Here is an 18,906-nt window from a genome sequence, read left to right as displayed (position 1 = left end):
CGCATGACCTCGTGGCACGATATCAACGATTTGGGGCAACCCATCGGCTTTGCGGTACCTGACGTCTTTCCACGTCCGACACCGCCCTATACGCCGATGCAGGGTCGTTTCTGCTCGGTCGTGCCGCTGGATGTGAACCGACATGCGCCCGGCTTGTACCGGGCGTTTGCCAAAGACGTAGACGGTCGCAACTGGACCTATCTGCCCTATGGGCCGTTTGCAAATGAAAGAGAATTCGTCAACTGGGTGCAGGTCAATTGCATGGACGCCGATCCCATGTTTCACACCGTTCTGGATTCCATAGGAACCCCGGTCGGCATGGCCTCGTACCTACGGATCGCACCGGCAGCAGGGGCGATTGAAGTGGGCCATATCCATTTCTCGCCCTTGCTGCAGCGCAAACCGCAATCCACCGAAACCATGTATCTGATGATGCGGCGTGTCTTCGACGAATTGGGTTATCGCCGATACGAATGGAAGTGCGACGCATTGAATGCACCCTCGCGCAGCGCGGCCGAGCGTTTGGGCTTTACCCTTGAAGGTGTTTTCCGTCAGGCCACCCACTACAAAGGCCGCAACCGCGATACGGCTTGGTTCTCGATCATCGACAGCGAATGGCCCCGCATCCGCGATGCGTTCGAAGCCTGGCTATTGCCGGAGAATTTCGATGAATCGGGCCAGCAGTTAAACCCGCTGCGAGCCCGCGAGTAACGTCATTCAGAGATTTCGAACACCATCGAAATATTCACCGATACGGAAATCTCGCCACCAGCCACGGGAATGCCACCAGCGTCGGCCATGGCCATTTCGCGCATTTGCGCGACGGGTCGAATGCCACCGTTCTGATCCGTTATCGAGACGACCGACCCCAGAGTAACTCCGGCGGCTTGCGCAAGTTGCTCGGCCTTGGCACGGGCGTCCGCGACGGCATCCGCGCGGGCCTTGGCTTCCAGCGGTTTTGAATCCTGAACCGAGAAGCTCAGACCTCCGAAGTCATTTGCGCCGTCACGGATGACAGCATCCATGATCTGCCCCAGACTATCCAAATCGCGCACCCGGACAAACACACGATTCGAGGCGACAAACCCGGTGATTTCTGGCGCGCTTCCGTCCGTACTGTTGCGGCCGGACCAAACCGGCGACAACGACAGATCACGGGTCTGGATGTCGCGCGCCTCAAGGCCCAACTCGTTCAGGCGGCTCAGAACCTGCGCAACCGCATCCGACGTCGCTTGCATCGCCGCCGAGGCCTCTTTGTTCTGTTTCGTCACGCCCAGCGTGATGGTGGCCATGTCCGGCTCGGACAGCGCCGTGCCCGTACCGCTGACGGTGATGCGACGTTCTTCCGCATGGGCGGGCATCGCCGCAACGGCAGCGGTCATCGCGGCTAAAAAAGCAAGTGTCTTCAAGATGATCTCTCCTTTTGCCTTTCCTTATACATGGGGTGGCAGGGCTTTGCCGGGCAAGGGGAGAATTTGCCTTTTCCTTTCCCTCGGCGGGTTCCTGCTCTAATCTCGCCGGGCGGATGCCAAGGTGTTTGCATTGAAACTGACAATTGTGGTTCCAACGAATTATGAAACCTGCCTTCGCGCTGTCTTTTTCCGAAAACGGGATTTCCTTGCACCACCAGTCCGATGGCGACTGGTACAGCATCGGATCTGTGCCACTGGATGCGCCGGACCTGAATGACCAGATTCGGGCGCTGCGCGATCAGGGATTCGCAATTGAAAATGATCTGAACTGCAAGTTGATCATCCCGTCGGACCAAGTGCGGATTTTGACCGTCGAGTCAGAGGGGTTGAGCCCGGAAGAGCTGAACCAAAAGGTTCGCGAAGCGCTGGAAGAGGCTACGCCCTATACTCTGGACGAACTGTCCTACACCACAATCACCGAAGGATCGGTCACGAAAGTCACGGCTGTGGCCCGGCAGACGCTGGATGAAGCGCGCGACTTCGCGGCGGATCACGGGTTTATTCCCGGAACCTTTTGCGTCAGCACGTCCGGTGGGGACGCCCTGACTGGTCCATCCATCGATCTGCCCTTCCGGCAGGAAGAGCGTGCCCCTTCATTCCCAACGATTGATCAATCTGAAGCCGACGCAACGCCTGACACTGCGGAAACTGAGGATACCGAGGATACCGAGGATACCGAGGATACCGAGGATACCGAGGATACCGAGGATACCGAGGATACCACGGGCTCCGAAGAACCAACCGTTCCCGTTCACCAAATTGCAGGCGAGGTGGAGCCTGAGGATTTTCGGCCACAGGTCCCGGTGGAAAAGTCCATCGGTGAAAACCTCGATGAGACATCTTTTGATCTGAAGCGAGTTGCGATCCCTGCCATTGCAGCGTCGGTCGTTCTCGGCATGGTCGCTGGAGCCTGGTCGTTGATACGGTCAAACCCGGATAGCGACCTGCCGATTGAACAGGTTCAGCAAGAACCTGCTGCCGTGGTGCCGCCCGAACCTCAGGTCGCCAATCTCCCCGAACCTTCGACAGATCCCGATACTGCGACAGACACAGAATCAAACCTCACACCAACGGACCCGGCCATCCTTGAAGCGCTCGAAGTAGAACCGGAACGGGTCGAAGATATCGTTACCGAAGTCGACCCTGACCCGGCATCAAAGCAGGACGAGGCCCTTACGCCCACGGATGAAGCAATTCTTGAGGCACTTGCGGTTGATCCGGAACAGATCAATCCCGGGACTGATGCCGAAACCGTCTTCCGCGATTTCACAGGGGCTGTACCGGCCCCACCCGATGCGTTGCAGTTGCCCGTGCTGCTTGATGAGGATGAGCTGTATCTTGCATCCGTTGACCGAGCGGATCTGTCTCAGGATGCCGTCGCGCTGCCCTCATTGGATAATCTGGACGGCGACATTCCCTTCGAAACGGTGGCATTGCCCAGCGCTCCGGGCCAGCCTGTCGATCTAGATGAACGCGGGCTTGTCACACCCAGCCCCGAAGGCACCTTGAACCCGGATGGAATTCTGGTCTTCGAGGGCACACCGCCCAAAGAGCCCCCAGAACCTCCGGTACGGTTCGAAAGCGAACCCGAGATCGAAGAGACCGATCCAAGGCTGGCGGGTTTCAGGCCCCGGCCCCGCCCTGAAAATCTTGTGGACCTGTTCGAACGCAGCCAGCTTGGCGGTCGATCGCGTGAAGAGTTGGCGACGCTGCGCCCGAAACTACGTCCGAAATCCATCGAGGAACGACCCGTTGTCGACCACACCCCGACGGCGCTTGCGGTTGTACGTGTGCCCCGTCCGAAACCCAGACCAGCAAGCCTTGCCGCTCGGGCCGCACAAAAGCCCAGCTCGGGCAGCGCGCCTTTGGGCTCCACGGCCAACGTCGTTTCAAATGGGGATGAAGCAGGGTCTTTCGAGCCAAAGTCGGTTGCGCCAAAAATCCCTTCAACTGCGTCGGTTGCCCGCCAGGCCACGATCGACAACGCAATCAACCTGCGAAAACTTAACTTGATCGGCGTATATGGAACGCCGGCCAATCGCCGCGCGCTGGTGCGCCTGCCCAGCGGTCGATACAAGAAGCTCAAGGTCGGCGACAGGATTGACGGCGGCAACGTGATCGCCATCGGAGACAGCGAGTTGCGTTATCAAAAACGCGGCAAGAACGTCACGCTGAAAATGCCGCGTGGCTGACAGGGTTTACGCGGACCAGATCATCGCGGGTTACGAACGGTCTGCGCCCGACCTCATCGCAGCCTACAATGGGTTAAAACCTGGAAGGGTACTGTCGCCGGTGGCGTCCCACTTACCGACCTCCGGCAGCTCGGTGTTGGACGTCGGGGCCGGTGCAGGAGCCAACGCGGCATGGCTGTCTGAACGCGGCAGCCGCGTTACGGCGGTGGAACCGGTAGCCGCCTTTCGCGAGGCGGGTCGGCAAAGATACGCACACTGCAAGATCAGGTGGATCGATGACCGGCTTCCCGATTTGGCGGTGGCAAGTCAGAACGGCACACGATACGATGCCATCCTCGCGATAGGGGTCCTTCACCACCTTTCACCAGAAGATCAGGAAAGTGCTTTAGGAACGGTATCCAAAGCGCTCAAAACCAGCGGAAAATTAATTCTTTCACTGCGCCATGGTCCGTGCGCACCGACGCGACCGGGATTTCCCGTTTCGGTGCCTGACGTACTCCGAACGGCAAACGCTCATGGCCTGCGGTTGGAGCATCTTTCCAACCGGGACTCGGTGCAAGCGCATAACCGGCGCGCCAAAGTCGCGTGGACCTGGATTGTTTTCAGCGCGCCGGGTAATGCGATCAAAACGGAAAGTCAGGCGGCCGAAATTTCGCCGGACTCGATTTGCTCACGCTCAATGGATTCGAAAAGAGCCTGAAAATTGCCCTCGCCAAACCCATCATCGCCCTTGCGCTGAATAAACTCAAAGAAGATCGGGCCGATCACCGTTTTCGAGAAGATCTGCAGAAGAATCTTGGTTTCCCCTCCATCCACGACGCCTTCTCCATCGATCAGAATGCCATGTTTCATCATCCGATCCTTGGGTTCGTCATGCCCCGAGACCCGTTCGTAGGACATGTCGTAATAGGTCTCGTTCGGACCCGGCATGAACTTCAGACCATTTTCGGCGATCGCATCAGTCGAGGCGTAGATGTCATCGCTGCCAACTGCGATGTGCTGAATGCCTTCACCGTTGTATTTCTTCAGGTACGACACGATCTGACCCGTCTCGCCACGATCCTCGTTGATCGGAATGCGGATGCGACCACAGGGTGAGGTCAACGCACGGCTGTAGAGGCCGGTGAACTTGCCCTGAATGTCAAAAAAGCGGATTTCCTTGAAGTTGAACAGGTCCTCGTAGAACTTGAACCACTTGTCCATGTTGCCCTTGAAGACATTGTGGGTCAGGTGATCAAGGTAATAGAACCCCTCGCCGCGCGGCTTGGACTGTTTGAGCCACTCGAACTCTTCGTTGTAGGGCGAGGTGTCGTGGTACTGGTCAATGAAGTAGATCAGCGAACCGCCAATGCCCTTGATGGCCGGCACGTTCATGGTTTTATCGGCGGCGTCATACGGCTCTGCTCCTTTTGAGACCGCATGCTCGTAAGCCTTTTGCGCATCGACAACGCGCCATCCCATCGACGGAGCGCACGGGCCATGTTCCTCCACGAATTTCGCGGCAAAGCTGTCGGGGTCTGCGTTCAGGATGTAAGTGACATCGCCTTGCTGCCACAGTTCGACTGACGGCGTGTCGCGGTGATAACCGACATAGTCGAACCCCATACGTGCGAATACGTCGCGCAGCTCCTGCGGGTCAGGATGGGCAAATTCCACGAACTCAAACCCGTCGGTTCCGGCGGGGTTTTCTTCGCTGATGACGGATTTCGGGGCGTTATGCGGGAATGGACCCATGGCGCGTCTCCTCGGAAAACAGGAATTTCTTTGCTGATTCAAAAATACGCATTATTCGATGCTGTTTCTGCGCGTTGTTTTCGTGTAAACTGCTAAAGTACGCGCAAACACCGCATGTTTCTTTTATTTCACGAGGAATCTCCGCACGTGCTGGATGCAACAGACACACGCCTGCTGTCAGCTTTGCAAAAGGACGCACATCTGACGGCGCATCAATTGGGCGAGATGTTGAACCTGTCGGCCAGCCAGGCCGGACGCCGCCGCCAAAGGCTGGAGGCCGAAGGGTACATCACCGGATATACGGCCCGACTGGATCCGATGAAGCTGGGGTTGCAGGTGCAGGGGTTCATTCAGGTCCATCTGGGCACGCACGGGCCCGACCAATCCGCAAGCTTTGCACGCATGGTCAACGCCCGACCCGAGATAAGCAGCGCCTGGACGATGACCGGAGAGGCAGATTATCTGCTGCACGTCTATTGCGACAACCTATCCGCGCTCAACAGCTTGCTTCACGAGGTGATCCTGCCGCATCCTGCAGTTGCACGGGTTCAAAGCCAGATCGTAATGGATCAACTGAAACGCGACGCGCCTCTGCCGACATAGGCACACAGGAAGGAAAAAGATGAACGAATTCCTCTACCAGGCTTCGATTTACCTGGCCGCGGCTGTGATTGCCGTACCCTTGTCGGCGCGTTTGGGATTGGGGTCCGTGCTGGGTTATCTGGCGGCCGGAATTGCCATCGGCCCGATCCTCGGGCTGGTTGGGGCCGAGACGGAAAACCTGCAGCATGTGGCGGAATTCGGTGTCGTCATGATGCTGTTTCTGATCGGCCTCGAACTGGAGCCTCGCGCCCTGTGGGACATGCGTGACAAATTGCTGGGACTGGGTGGTTTGCAGGTTGGATTGTCAACTGCGGCTATTGCAGCCGTAGCCTTTTATGCGGGTCATCCGTGGTCGGTGGCTCTGGCTGTTGGGTTGACGCTGTCGCTGTCTTCGACGGCAATCGTACTGCAGACCCTGTCCGAAAAAGGGTTGATGCAGACAAATGGCGGGCGGGCGACCTTTTCGGTTCTGCTGACGCAGGATATCGCCGTGATCCCGATATTGGCATTCCTACCCTTGCTGGCCCTGCCCGCAATCGCCCATATCGAAAATGACGGCTCGATAGATCGCGGCACCAGCGCTGCGCATGGCGCGGACTATCACGAAACCTTGTCTTTGGTCGAGGGATTGCCGGGATGGGCCGTTACGCTGGTCACAATCGGCGCCATCGCGTTCGTTGTTCTTGCGGGCATATACCTGACACGTCCCTTGTTTCGCTTCATCCATTCCACGCACCTGCGCGAGATGTATACCGCGCTGGCGCTGATGATCGTTGTCGGGATTTCCTTTCTGATGACTCTGGTGGGCCTGTCCCCTGCTCTGGGCGCGTTCCTCGCTGGAGTTGTTCTGGCCAGCTCGGAATTCCGACATGAGATGGAGAGCGATCTGGAGCCATTCAAAGGTCTGTTGCTGGGTCTGTTTTTCATCACTGTCGGGGCCGGTATCGATGTCGGCTATTTCTTCGCCGATCCGCTGGATCTGATCGGCCTGGCTTTGCTGGTCATTATGGCCAAGGGTATTATCCTGTTCATCGTCGGGCGGGCGTTCAAACTGCGCGGGCGCGATCACTGGCTGTTCACGCTTGGCCTGGCGCAGGCCGGTGAATTCGGATTTGTCCTGCTGGCGTTTTCAACGCAGCAGAACGTCATCCCCCCGGACTTGTCGCAAAAGCTGTTGATGATCATCGCACTGACAATGCTGATCACTCCGCTTCTGTTCATTATTTTCGATGCCCTGAGCCGCCGCATCGGCGATAGCAGCCCAAAGATCGAGCCGGACGAGATAGACGAGAAGGGCCCCGTCATCATCGCCGGAATCGGCCGGTTTGGGCAGATCGTCAACAGGCTGGTACAGGCAAGCGGTTTCAAGACCGTTGTGCTGGATCACGACATCGAAACGATCCAGCTCATGCGGCGGTTTGGCGTCAAAGGATTTCTGGGCGACCCGACCCGGCCCGAACTTTTGCGCGCCGCTGGAATCGAGAAAGCCTCGGTTCTGGTCGCTGCAATGGACGACCACAAGCAGGTGACCCGTCTGGTTGGCTACGCCCGACGCCAGCGACCGGATCTGCATATCGTTGCCCGAGCGAAAGATCGCACCCACGTATACGAGCTGTATCAGGCCGGGGCCGACGATATTGTCCGCGAGATGTTCGATGGCTCATTGCGCGCCGGTCGTTACGTGCTGGAAAACATCGGCCTTAGTGAATACGAGGCCGCGCAGGCTGAGCAGACATTCTATCATCATGACCGGATGTCGGTCCGCGAACTGGCCGAGCTGTGGATTCCCGGCATGCCCACCGCCGAAAACAAGAAGTACATCGAGCGGGCGCAGCAGCTGGAGAAAGACCTGGAAACCGCCCTGCTCGAAATGGCTGAAGAACACGCCAAGAAATCGGCCTGACAGGGGCACAGCTCCGGTCAGGCTTGCAGGTTAACCGTCCGAGACGCCGGCCTCGGCAAAGGTGGCCATGCCCGAGTGGCAGGCCACTGCGCTTTTCAGGATGTTTATTGCCAGCGCGCCGCCCGAGCCCTCGCCGAGTCGCAGACCTAGGCTCAGCAGAGGCTCTTTTCCCAGTTTGTCAAGCAAAGCGGAATGCGCCCCCTCGGCGCTTTGATGACCGGCGACCGCGTGATCCAGCGCGGATTCTGAAACGCGCGCCAAGCAGGCTGCGGCAGCCGAACAGATGAAACCATCCAGAATGACCGGAATCCGCAATACGCGCGCAGCCGCGATGGCCCCCGCCATGGCCGCGATCTCTCGCCCGCCAAGACATCGCAGAATATCCAACCCGTCGTCAGTTTGTCCGTGCAGCGCCACGCCCTCGGCTACGACCCGGGTCTTGTTGGCGAGCCCGGCATCGTCGACCCCCGTTCCCCGACCCGTCCAGTCGGCGGCATCGCCACCAAAGAGGGCACATGCGATAGCGGCGGCTGGGGTCGTATTGCCGATCCCCATTTCACCAACCACCAGCAAATCGGCCTGCGGGTCAACCGCGTTCCAACCCGTGCGCAGAGCCGAAAGCAATTCGTCCTCGCTCAGTGCCGGGGCTTGTGTGAAATCAGCCGTCGGGCGCTCCAGATCCAGCGCGTGCACGTCCATTTTTGCACCTGCAGACTTGGCGAGTTGATTGATCGCAGCCCCGCCGTGCTGAAAATTCATCACCATCTGCACGGTCACTTCCGGTGGAAATGCCGAAACGCCCTGCGCAGTGACACCATGATTGCCGGCAAACACGATCACTTGCGGCGCAGTGATCTGCGGCCGGGCGTCCCCGCGCCAACCCGCATACCAGATCGCAAGGTCTTCAAGACGCCCCAACGCACCCGGAGGCTTGGTCAACTGGCCATTGCGCTCTTCCGCGGCACGATGTGCCTCCTGATTGGTATCGGGCGCGGATGTCAGAGCATTTCGGAAACTTTTCAGATCTTTGAGTTCGGGCAGCATTCAAAGCCTCGTTGCATCAGAGTGGTCCTGCGTGTTTAACCAATGCTGCCAAAGCAACAAGACCGAGAAAGGCCTGGGAGTGCACAAAAACGACACCACCCCGTTTTCATGGTGGGATATACCCCTGGTTTTGGTCTTACTGACCCGCTTGCCGCTTCCTCGCCTGCCAGAACGGGTGTTTGCCAGACAGGCCCGGGCGGCATGGGCATTCCCGGTGGCGGGGCTTGCCGTTGGTCTTCTGGCTTGCGCTGTGGGCTGGGTCGGGTTGACGGCAGGTTTGCCGAACCTGGTCGTTGCCACATTGGTCGTCACTGTTCTGATCGCAACTACAGGGGCGATGCACGAAGACGGCTTGGCGGATACCGCTGACGGGCTGTGGGGCGGGTTTTCTACCGAACGCCGGCTGGAGATCATGAAAGACAGCCATATCGGCACCTATGGCGTCCTTGCCCTGATCCTATCGCAATTGCTGCGGATATTCGCTCTCGCCGTGCTGCTTGAAAGCGGGATGATTGCGGGCATTCTCGCGGCCTGCCTCTTTTCGCGATCGTTGATGCCGGTGGTTATGCGAATGCTGCCGAATGCCCGTCAGGCAGGCTTGAGCCATTCAGTTGGCATCCCGCCGCGTGTGGCAGTCGCCGCAGGCCTGGGGCTGGCCATTGTCCTTTGCGTCCTGTTGCTTGGCTGGGCGGCCCTGCCCGCATTGGTGTGGGCTTGTGTTGCCGCCACGGTGGTCGCCATTCTGGTCAGGGCCAAAATCGGCGGGCAAACCGGTGATATTCTCGGTGCCACTCAGGTCATTTCCGAGATTGCCTTTCTTCTGACGCTGTCCGCGATGATCTAGACGACCCCGCCGGTTTCGATCCGCAGGGTCCCGCCACAATGCTTGCAGTGCACAGCATCCGGGTCGTGCCGATACAGCCCGCAGCTGGGGCATTTGTGCCTTACTTTCTGAGGCATGAATATCGCTTGCGCCAGACGTACAAACAGCGCGACGCCGACCACCATAATGAATACGGAAAACATCTTACCGACCGGGGTCGGCAGGGTGATGTCACCGAACCCTGTTGTCGTCAACGTTGCCATAGTGAAATACAGCGCGTCGATATAAGGGGTCTGGCTGGTGTCCGGGATGAAGAAAACCAATACAGCCGTCGATGTGGCAAAGACAAAGACCAGAAGGTTTATGGCCGCGATAACTGCATCTTCATGCGTGCGGAAAAAGGGGCTGTCGCGCCGCAAGTCCCGCAACAGGTGATACGAGTGGATCAGCCGCAATGCCCGCAATATCCGCAGAAACGCCAGGTTACCTGTCAGAAACGGGTCGAGGACTATCGAGGTAATCACAACGATATCGGCAAGCGTATAGATCTTTCTGAGAAGCTTCCAACGATCTTTAGCGATCCAGAGGCGTGCCAGAAAATCCAGCAGAATTACGAGGCCCACGCCCCAGCTGGCCGCCGTAAGACCCGGTCCGTGCGGAATGTTTGCCGTAGACACGAAAAAAATGATCGATACCGCGTCGAACAGGATCAGGCCATAGCGAAACCAGACCGAGACCGGGTCATGCCCAATATACAGAAACTTGACGAGTTGCTTCAGTCTGACCATCTATCCACCTCTGCACGCACGAAAATTAGCGTCAAATGCAGATTTCACCAAGCGAGCAGGCACGAAAAAGCCGCCCCCAAACGGGAGCGGCCCGAATTTGCAACCAGCTGCGGTCAGGCGGCGCGGGACGTCAGAACCTCATCCACCTGCTTTGCAGCCGAAATCTCATCCGCGCCGGAAACAGCGGCAACTTCGCGGGTCAGACGTTCCAGTGCCGCCTCGTACAACTGACGCTCGGAGTAGCTTTGCTCACGCTGGTCATCGGTGCGGTGCAGGTCGCGTACAACTTCCGCAATCGAAATCAGGTCGCCCGAATTGATCTTTTGCTCGTATTCCTGCGCCCGGCGCGACCACATGGCCCTCTTGACCTTGGCCTTGCCTTTCAGCGTTTTCATCGCCTGGCTGATCACGTCTGGCGAACTGAGCGAGCGCAGACCGGATTCAGTTACCTTGTTGGTCGGTACGCGCAGAGTCATCTTGTCTTTTTCAAAAGAAATGACGAACAGCTCGAGCGAAAATCCCGCCACTTCCTGCTCTTCGATCGAAATGATCTGGCCCACGCCGTGAGCAGGGTAGACAACGTAATCGTTCGGGCGAAACTCAAGCTTTTTTGACTTCGACATTCACATTCATCCTTGGTTACAGACTGTGATGCAGACAAAAATAGCCCAAGGCAGAGCCTCCCTGGGCGCCGCCACTCGGCTATCATGTCACAAAATTAGAACTCCAAAGTGAGCATACTTACGGAGCGCATCCCAGTCTCAGTCATCATTCAGGTAGGAATTATATCACAAAATTGCGACACCCAAAAGGCCACCAACCGATTGGGCGCTTGAAACGCAGTATTATCAAGCGCTTGCGCGCCCCTCCGGCATCAATTGGCCCACACAATGAGCGGCGAATCGCTCAGCCACCTTCGCCGGGTGCTTCCGAGAAATACTTCTCCATCTTGCCTTCTTCGCCGTCGCGTTCCTCGGCTTCCGGCAGCGGATCCTTTTTGGTCACGATCACTGGCCATTGTTCGGAGTATTTCCGATTGAATTCGACCCATTCCTCCATCCCCGGCTCGGTATCCGGGCGGATGGCATCAGCCGGGCATTCGGGCTCGCAGACACCGCAATCGATGCACTCGTCAGGATGGATGACCAGCGCGTTCTCGCCTTCATAGAAACAGTCCACCGGGCAAACTTCGACACAGTCCGTGTATTTGCAGGCGATGCAGTTTTCGGTGACAACATAGGTCATGGGTCAATTCCTGTTTTCGGCTTGGGCGACTAGCTAATTCAGTCTGCCCGCCTCTTCAAGAGAAGATCACTCCTTTGGGGTGCGAGAAAGATCAAGCGCGCGCCGATCTTTCTTGGTCGGGCGACCTTTTCCTTCAAAACCCGGGTTTTGTGGCGATGCGTCCCGCTTTTCGGTCAAATCCGTGTAAAGCGTTTGCGCCTCGGGCGCCGGCCCCCGCCGCTCGCCAAGGGCTTCGATGCGGACAACACGTACCACCCGCCCCTGAGAGAATGTCAGGACATCTCCGGGAGAGACCGCCAGCGCCGGTTTCTGGATTCGGTTTCCGTTGACCCGCACGTGGCCGCCACTGACCTGTCTGGCGGCCAGGCTGCGGGTCTTGAAGAACCGCGCCTGCCACAACCATTTGTCGATCCGCAGCTTGGCCTCGGCCATCGCAGGTCAGTTACCGTCCTTCAGGCCCATAAGCGCGGCTGCAAATGGGTTATCAGGATCAATGGCCTTTTCCTTTTTCGGGGGTCGCGACGAGAAGGTCTTGGTGCCCTGAGGCTTGCCCCCCTTCTTGCCATGAGGTTTGCTGCGACCATCCTGAGCTTTACCACGCGGTTTGCCCTTACCCTGACCTTGCCGCTGTTCACGGCGTGGCCCACGGTTGGCCTGACGCTGACGTCCCCAAGTAAAGGTATAGAAAACCTCGACCTCCGGCTCATCCGTTGCGAGAGCCTCGGCCGCCGCCTCGGTGCCGTCGGTGACCTCGGCTGCCGCCTCGGCGGGAGTGGCGACCTCTTCCGTTGCGACTTCGGGCGCTGGCGCTGCTTCGGCAGCAGGCTGTTCGGGCGCTTCAGTCGCAGGCTTTTCAGCCTCGACCGGTGTCGCCTTGACCTTTTCACGCTCGCCCCGCTCGGCCTTGTAGCCCAAGCCCTGCATCAGATCGGCGAACTGTTCCAGTGTCATGCCAGTGATCGACAGCATGTCGGGTTTGGCCTCAAAGCCGCCCCGGCTGTCTTCTGCGCGCAGCATGTCGGCCAGGCGTTCCAGCATGTCAATCCGGATCGAGCGTTCGCCCGCATCGCGATATCCACACATGGTGTCGTAACCTTCGGGCGCATCCTTGGCGACCGGCACAGTGACCAGACCCGGAGGAGGTGCTTCCGGGAACTCCTGCAAACCACCCGCAAGTGCCCAGAGAACCAGACGCAGACGCGTCGGGGCGGGCTTCAACAGCAGCGGCATAAAGATCGTGAACTGGCCGAACCGAATGCCATGCTTGCGCAGTGCGCCGCGGGCGTCCTGATCCAGATCTTTGACTTCCTGCGCGACGCCGGCTCGTGGCAGCACGCCCAGCGCTTCGACCATACGGAAGGCAAAGCCCTTGGCCAGGCCGGACAGTTCCTCGTCCCGCGACAGGTTCAGCAGCGGCTCGAACAGAGCGGCGACCTTGCGGTCGATGAAGTGCTGCAAGCGACGCTGCACTTTCTGTTCAACGTCCGGCCCTGCGGCCTCATCGACAAAAACCTCGACCACCGGCTTGAGCGGCTCTGCCCCTGCAACCAGTTTGCCAACGGCATATTCGCCCCACATCAGGCCGCCCTGATCGGTAAAATCAATTTCGGTATCGGGTGCATTGTAGAAGCGATCGGCGCGCAGATGGAATTGCGGCGCGAGTGCTTGCAGGGAGGCCGATTTCAAAGCTTTCGCCTCGGTTCCTTGCGCGCTTTTGTCCGGGATAAACCGGAACCCTTCAAGACGACCGACGAATTCGCCTTCGACGGTCACTTCACCCTTGTCATTTACTTCGGCCAAAAGGGCCTCCTTCTGTTTGAGCCGGCGCAGCAAAACCGATGTGCGCCGGTCCACAAATCTCTGAGTCAGACGATCGTGCAACGCGTCCGACACTCTGTCTTCTACAGCGCGGGTTTCGGCGCGCCAATGTGATTCGTCGCGCACCCAGCCATTTCGCTGCGCAACATATGTCCAGGTGCGAATATATGCCAACCTTTTGGAAAGCGCATCTATATCCCCATCCGTCCGGTCAATTCGGCGAATTTGTCGCGCCATGAAGTCGTCCGGGATCGCACCGCGTTCATGCAGGTGACCATAGATCACCTCAAGCAAGCTTGCGTGTTCTGCATGGCTGATACCGCGAAAATCGGGGATTCGGCACACGTCCCACAGCAAACGGATCGATTGTCCGTCGCTGGCACGCGCCGCGATGTCAGCAACTTGCGAGAGCGATTTCAGCACGTTCAGATCGTCAGCGGGCCGCGCCTTGGTCAGGTTTTCGCTGTTCGGGCTGACTTCGAGCGAGTCGATCAGGGCGTCAATCGAGCCGAACCGCAAGGCGGCATTCCGCCAGTTCAGCTTTTTCATCGGCATAAACCGGCTGTCCATGATCGCTTGCGCGACACCGTCGTCCAGCGGAGGGGCCTCACCGGTCACTCCAAATGTGCCGTCCGACATCCCGCGCCCGGCACGGCCGGCGATCTGGGCGAGTTCGTTTGGCGCCAATGGGCGCATCCGGCGGCCATCGAACTTGGTCAGGGCTGAAAACGCCACATGGTTTACATCCAGGTTCAGACCCATCCCGATGGCATCAGTGGCGACCAGAAAATCGACTTCGCCATTCTGATACAGATCCACCTGTGCGTTCCGCGTGCGCGGGCTGAGCGCGCCCATAACCACCGCTGCTCCGCCCTTTTGACGGCGTAACAGTTCAGCGATGGCATAGACGTTTTCGACCGAAAACCCGACGATGGCACTGCGCGGGGGCATGCGGCTGATCTTTTTGGAACCGGAATAGACCAGTTGCGACATCCGCTCGCGCCGGACGAACTGCGCCTCGGGTACAAGGGCCGAGATGGGGCCGCGCATGGTGTCAGAGCCGAGAAACAGCGTCTCGCTGGTGCCGCGCGCCCGCAACAGCCGATCCGTGAACACATGGCCGCGCTCGGGGTCGGTACAGAGCTGGATTTCGTCAATTGCCACGAAATCCGCGCCCATCTCTTCCGGCATCGCCTCGACCGTGCAGACCCAATACTGGGTGCGCGGCGGCACGATCCGCTCTTCTCCCGTCACCAGCGCGACGACCGAAGGTCCACGGATCGCGACTATCTTGTCGTAGATCTCGCGCGCCAGCAGACGTAGCGGCAAGCCGATGACACCAGTTCGGTGCCCCAGCATCCGCTCGATCGCGTAATGGGTTTTACCTGTGTTAGTCGGACCAAGAACGGCCACAATTCGGGACGACCCGTTCACCTTTGCCCCCTGCCCTGAGCCTTACAGAGCCTTGCCTTCGATCTGAGGCTTCAGCCGATTCACGGCATTGGTTACTTCTTCGTGATGGGGATGTATAGCCAGCGCTCGGGAATAGGCGTCGTAAGCTTGTTCAGGCTTACCAACAATCTCGAATATCAGACCGAGCCCGTAGATGGCCTCGTAATGATTGGGGTTCAGCGTCAATGCATGCTCCAGATCAGCTGCCGCCATACCGAACCGGTCCAAGCCAAAAAATGCGGACGCTCTGACATGCCACCCCTCGGCAAATTCGGGCGCGTGGTCCGTCAGCGCCGTCAGGTGTTCAATTGCAGCGTCAATGTCACCGTCATCCAGCGCCTCGCGCCCACGCTCAAGCAAGAGATCGGCCGAAGCTGATCCTGATTGCGACCAAAGTGCTTTCAGTTGGCGATCAATCCCGATCGCAAGTTCCGGCGTGGCCTGCGCCAGTTGTTGCAGCAATGCCGCCTCATCCCGAGAATCAGCCTGTTGCGCAATGCAACTGGTGGAAATCGTGACTAGGAGAGTCGTTGCCGCCACGATACCTTTGAGTTTGATGCTTGCAATGCTCATAACAACGTTCAGTGTAGCGTTGCGACCGGGGATGTCCATTCACGGCGCACAAACAAAACGAGGAAAAGCATGAGCGACATTCTTGAGAAAGCTGCGGCCGCGCTGAACGAAAAACTGGCAGGCGGCGCTTTTGACGCTTCGGCAAAATTTGCAATCGCCGATCTGGGCGCAATTATCCTGGATGCTGACGGCGCACGGGTCAGCGACGAAGAAGCGGACGTTACTCTCAGTGCAGATGCTGATACATTCGAACAGATCCTCAGCGGTGACCTGAACCCCACCGGTGCTTTCATGTCCGGAAAGCTGAGCGTTGACGGAGACATGGGAATCGCCATGAAACTTGCCTCGGTGCTGGCCTGATGAAATTATCGCCGGCCCCTTTCTTTGAAGACGTGGCCGGCGGACCTGCCGGTGGTGTGGCCCATTGGCTGAAAACCGAAGACAGTATTCGCATTCGCGTCGGCCACTGGCGCCCACAAGGTGATGCGCTTGGCACCGTAATGCTGTTTCCCGGCCGTACGGAATACATCGAAAAATACGGCGATGCCGCAACCGAATTCGTAAACCGCGGCTTTGCGGCGCTGGCAGTGGATTGGCGCGGCCAGGGTCTGGCCGACAGATTGCTGGAAGACCCGCGTGTGGGGCATGTCGAAAAGTTTACGGATTACCAGCATGACCTGCGTGCGGTACTGGAATCGGCGGCGAAACTTGAACTGCCAAAACCTTGGTATATCGTTGGTCATTCTATGGGCGGCGCGATTGGTTTGCGGGCGGTCCTGGAAAGCGACTCTTTCGCGGCATGCGCTTTTACTGGACCGATGTGGGGAATATTCTTCACACCGCTTATGCGACCTCTCAGCCGACTGACTGCATATTGGGGGCCAAGAGTCGGTCTTGGCGAGAAGACACCGCCGACGACATCGTTGCAAAGCTATGTTGCTTCGCAACCCTTTGATGGCAATGTGCTGACCCGCGATCCTGTGATGTACAAGATGATGCAGGATCAACTTGCGGCACACCCGGAACTCGCCTTGGGCGCACCATCAACCATCTGGCTACGAGAAGCATTGGACGAATGCGCCTGGCTGATGGATCAACCGGCGCCAGATATTCCCTGCCTGACTTTTCTGGGCAGTCACGAACAAATTGTTGACCGCAAGGCGATCCGTGCGCGGATGGCAAACTGGCCAAAAGGAAAATTGGTCGAGATTCCGGACGGCGAGCATGAGGTGCTTATGGAAGGCCCCGAAGTGCGCGGGCCCGTCTTTGAACAACTCGCCGTCCATTTCCTGGCGGCGCGCACGGATCGGCCTTGCGAGCCGGTCTATTCGGGCGGGTGATCTGCAAGGGCACGGGCATATCAGTCGTCTTGTGATCCGCTTGTCGCACGCCTAGATGTTGGCAAACAATTCTATTTGAGGTGTTCCATGCGCGACCTTCCCTTTCCCGTCCGTGATGCAAATGCAGTCGGAGGTACCGACAACCTGGGCGAGCTGCCGGAATGGGATCTGACCGATCTCTACAAGTCAGAAGACGCGCCGGAGCTGGCCCGTGACCTGGGCTGGCTCGAAAAGGAATGCGCTTCATTCGCTGAGGACTACGAAGGCAAACTCGCCGAATTGGATGCCGAAGGCCTGCTGACCTGTGTGCACCGCAACGAGAAAATCAACACCATCGCAGGCCGCATCATGTCTTTTGCCGGGCTGCGGTATTATCAGCTGACCACGGACGCCGATCGCGCGAAGTTCCTGTCCGACATGCAGGAAAAGATTACCGTTTTCACGACCCCGCTGGTGTTTTTCACCCTTGAAATCAACCGCATCGAAGACGACGCCCTTAAGGCACTCTTTGACGCCAACCCAGCGCTGGCCCGATACGAACCTGTTTTTCGTCGCATCCGCGCGATGAAACCCTACCAGCTGTCTGACGAGCTTGAAAAATTCCTGCACGACCTGGGTGTCGTGGGTGACGCCTGGGAGCGCCTGTTTGACGAAACCATCGCCGGGCTGACATTTACGGTTGATGGCGAAGACCTGAATATCGAAGGCACGCTGAACCTGCTGACAGAACAGGACCGCGCCAAGCGCGAAGCCGCGGCGCGGGAACTTGCGTCGGTGTTTCAGGACAACATCAAAACATTTGCTCGGGTTCACAACACGCAGTCCAAGGAAAAAGAGATCATCGACCGCTGGCGCAATATGCCGACCGCGCAAACGGGACGACACCTGTCGAATGATGTCGAACCCGAAGTGGTCGAGGCCCTGCGCGAGGCCGTGGTCGCCGCCTACCCCAAGCTCAGCCACCGGTATTATGAGCTCAAGCGAAAATGGCTGGGTCTGGACGTCATGCAGGTCTGGGACCGCAACGCGCCCTTGCCGATGGAAGACACACGCATCGTGAACTGGGCCGAGGCCGAGAAAACGGTGATGGACGCCTACAACGCCTTCGATCCTCGTATGGGTGAAATTGCGACGCCCTTCTTTTCAAAGGGCTGGATCGATGCAGCCGTGAAACCGGGCAAAGCACCCGGTGCCTTTGCGCACCCGACCGTGACCGAGGTGCACCCCTATGTGATGCTAAACTATTTGGGCAAGCCGCGCGACGTCATGACATTGGCGCACGAGTTGGGGCACGGCGTGCATCAGGTACTGGCTGCCGATCAGGGCGAGATGCTGTCGTCGACGCCTCTGACGCTGGCTGAAACGGCCTCAGTTTTCGGTGAGATGCTGACCTTCCGCAAAATGTTGGATCAGGCTGAAACACCTGAGCAGCGTAAGGTTCTGTTGGCCGGAAAAGTCGAAGACATGATCAACACGGTCGTGCGCCAGATCGCGTTTTACGATTTCGAATGCAAACTGCATGCCGCCCGGCGCGAGGGCGAACTGACCCCGGATGACATCAACGCCCTGTGGATGAGCGTTCAGGCCGAAAGCCTTGGCCCGGCGTTCGAATTCATGGATGGGTATGAGACATTCTGGGCTTACATCCCCCACTTTGTTCATTCACCTTTTTATGTCTATGCCTATGCTTTCGGCGATGGCCTCGTGAACGCGCTCTATTCAGTCTACGAAAGCGGCGCAGAAGGCTTCGAGGACAAGTATTTCGAAATGCTGCGTGCCGGCGGGTCAAAACACCATTCCGAACTGCTGGCACCGTTTGGTCTGGACGCCAGCGATCCAAAATTCTGGGACAAGGGCCTGTCGATGATCTCAGGTTTCATTGACGAATTGGAAGCGATGGAATCCTGACCGCCTGGAAT

Annotated in this window: 18 protein-coding genes; 9 read left to right on the top strand and 9 right to left on the bottom strand. The window is 58.2% G+C overall.

The genetic code is table 11. The features are described 5' to 3' along the window. Positions 1-3 precede the first annotated feature (3 nt). Positions 4-711 (top strand): GNAT family N-acetyltransferase, encoded by a 708-nt coding sequence (locus AC2TDJ_RS03055; RefSeq protein ID WP_480839113.1) that lies wholly within the window; start codon positions 4-6, stop codon positions 709-711. A gap of 2 nt (positions 712-713) precedes the next feature. Here the strand turns inward: AC2TDJ_RS03055 and AC2TDJ_RS03050 are convergent, their stop codons facing one another. Continuing rightward, entirely contained in the window at positions 714-1,409 is a 696-nt protein-coding gene (locus tag AC2TDJ_RS03050) for an SIMPL domain-containing protein (protein ID WP_480839111.1), read from the bottom strand. 164 nt (positions 1,410-1,573) lie between these two features. On the opposite strand from AC2TDJ_RS03050, the gene AC2TDJ_RS03045 reads away from it, so the two are divergent. Together AC2TDJ_RS03045 and AC2TDJ_RS03040 are read left to right on the top strand one after the other, a co-directional pair. After that, a complete protein-coding gene (locus AC2TDJ_RS03045; RefSeq protein WP_480839109.1) occupies positions 1,574-3,664 on the top strand; it encodes a hypothetical protein in 2,091 nt (696 codons plus the stop codon). Continuing rightward, on the top strand, positions 3,657-4,364 hold the full coding sequence (locus AC2TDJ_RS03040; protein WP_480839107.1) for a class I SAM-dependent methyltransferase: 708 nt from the start codon (positions 3,657-3,659) through the stop codon (positions 4,362-4,364). Before AC2TDJ_RS03045 ends, AC2TDJ_RS03040 begins: the two co-directional genes overlap by 8 nt. Here AC2TDJ_RS03040 and hppD read toward each other — a convergent pair. Beyond that, positions 4,301-5,398 carry a 4-hydroxyphenylpyruvate dioxygenase gene (gene hppD / locus AC2TDJ_RS03035; RefSeq protein ID WP_480839105.1) on the bottom strand — a complete coding sequence of 366 codons (1,098 nt, stop codon included), beginning with the start codon at positions 5,396-5,398 and terminating at the stop codon, positions 4,301-4,303. The two genes, AC2TDJ_RS03040 and hppD, sit on opposite strands and share 64 nt — an antisense overlap. A 147-nt stretch (positions 5,399-5,545) precedes the next feature. Here hppD and AC2TDJ_RS03030 point away from each other — a divergent pair, with 147 nt between their 5' ends. After that, the gene (locus AC2TDJ_RS03030) at positions 5,546-6,001 is read left to right on the top strand and encodes an Lrp/AsnC family transcriptional regulator (protein WP_480840206.1); all 456 of its coding nucleotides are present in this window, start codon (positions 5,546-5,548) and stop codon (positions 5,999-6,001) included. 19 nt (positions 6,002-6,020) lie between these two features. Continuing rightward, entirely contained in the window at positions 6,021-7,904 is a 1,884-nt protein-coding gene (locus AC2TDJ_RS03025; protein ID WP_480839103.1) for a monovalent cation:proton antiporter-2 (CPA2) family protein, read from the top strand. A gap of 30 nt (positions 7,905-7,934) precedes the next feature. Here AC2TDJ_RS03025 and cobT read toward each other — a convergent pair whose 3' ends face one another. Next, positions 7,935-8,948 (bottom strand): nicotinate-nucleotide--dimethylbenzimidazole phosphoribosyltransferase, encoded by a 1,014-nt coding sequence (cobT, locus tag AC2TDJ_RS03020; RefSeq protein ID WP_480839101.1) that lies wholly within the window; start codon positions 8,946-8,948, stop codon positions 7,935-7,937. A 79-nt stretch (positions 8,949-9,027) separates the two neighbouring features. Between cobT and cobS the strand changes: the two genes are divergently transcribed. Further along, entirely contained in the window at positions 9,028-9,792 is a 765-nt protein-coding gene (gene cobS / locus AC2TDJ_RS03015) for an adenosylcobinamide-GDP ribazoletransferase (protein WP_480839099.1), read from the top strand. On the opposite strand, the gene AC2TDJ_RS03010 is transcribed toward cobS, so the two are convergent. From AC2TDJ_RS03010 to AC2TDJ_RS02985, 6 genes are all read right to left on the bottom strand, one after another. Then, the gene (locus tag AC2TDJ_RS03010) at positions 9,789-10,559 is read right to left on the bottom strand and encodes an ion channel (protein WP_480839097.1); all 771 of its coding nucleotides are present in this window, start codon (positions 10,557-10,559) and stop codon (positions 9,789-9,791) included. The genes cobS and AC2TDJ_RS03010 overlap by 4 nt on opposite strands. A gap of 113 nt (positions 10,560-10,672) precedes the next feature. Beyond that, a complete protein-coding gene (locus AC2TDJ_RS03005) occupies positions 10,673-11,182 on the bottom strand; it encodes a CarD family transcriptional regulator (RefSeq protein ID WP_170792284.1) in 510 nt (169 codons plus the stop codon). Between the two features lie 283 nt (positions 11,183-11,465). After that, on the bottom strand, positions 11,466-11,804 hold the full coding sequence (fdxA, locus tag AC2TDJ_RS03000; protein WP_480839095.1) for a ferredoxin FdxA: 339 nt from the start codon (positions 11,802-11,804) through the stop codon (positions 11,466-11,468). A 66-nt stretch (positions 11,805-11,870) separates the two neighbouring features. After that, a complete protein-coding gene (locus AC2TDJ_RS02995) occupies positions 11,871-12,236 on the bottom strand; it encodes an RNA-binding S4 domain-containing protein (RefSeq protein ID WP_480839093.1) in 366 nt (121 codons plus the stop codon). 6 nt (positions 12,237-12,242) lie between these two features. Next, a complete protein-coding gene (locus tag AC2TDJ_RS02990; protein WP_480839091.1) occupies positions 12,243-15,056 on the bottom strand; it encodes a helicase-related protein in 2,814 nt (937 codons plus the stop codon). Positions 15,057-15,077: 21 nt separating this feature from the next. Continuing rightward, positions 15,078-15,647 (bottom strand): tetratricopeptide repeat protein, encoded by a 570-nt coding sequence (locus tag AC2TDJ_RS02985; RefSeq protein ID WP_480839089.1) that lies wholly within the window; start codon positions 15,645-15,647, stop codon positions 15,078-15,080. Positions 15,648-15,716: 69 nt separating this feature from the next. On the opposite strand from AC2TDJ_RS02985, the gene AC2TDJ_RS02980 reads away from it, so the two are divergent. The 3 genes from AC2TDJ_RS02980 to AC2TDJ_RS02970 all read left to right on the top strand — a co-directional run bounded on the left by AC2TDJ_RS02980 (position 15,717) and on the right by AC2TDJ_RS02970 (position 18,895). Continuing rightward, positions 15,717-16,007: an SCP2 sterol-binding domain-containing protein gene (locus tag AC2TDJ_RS02980; protein WP_480839087.1), complete on the top strand. Its 291-nt coding sequence runs from the start codon at positions 15,717-15,719 to the stop codon at positions 16,005-16,007. Continuing rightward, entirely contained in the window at positions 16,007-16,987 is a 981-nt protein-coding gene (locus tag AC2TDJ_RS02975; protein ID WP_480839085.1) for an alpha/beta hydrolase, read from the top strand. The genes AC2TDJ_RS02980 and AC2TDJ_RS02975 overlap by 1 nt, the downstream gene beginning before the upstream one ends. Positions 16,988-17,074: 87 nt before the next feature. After that, positions 17,075-18,895: a M3 family oligoendopeptidase gene (locus AC2TDJ_RS02970; RefSeq protein WP_480839083.1), complete on the top strand. Its 1,821-nt coding sequence runs from the start codon at positions 17,075-17,077 to the stop codon at positions 18,893-18,895. The last annotated feature ends 11 nt before the right edge of the window (positions 18,896-18,906 follow it).

The organism is Ruegeria sp. HKCCD6647-2 (genome assembly GCF_057221075.1).
The sequence above is the reverse complement of the archived record's forward strand: the minus strand, read 5'-3'. Positions and strand labels throughout refer to the sequence as shown.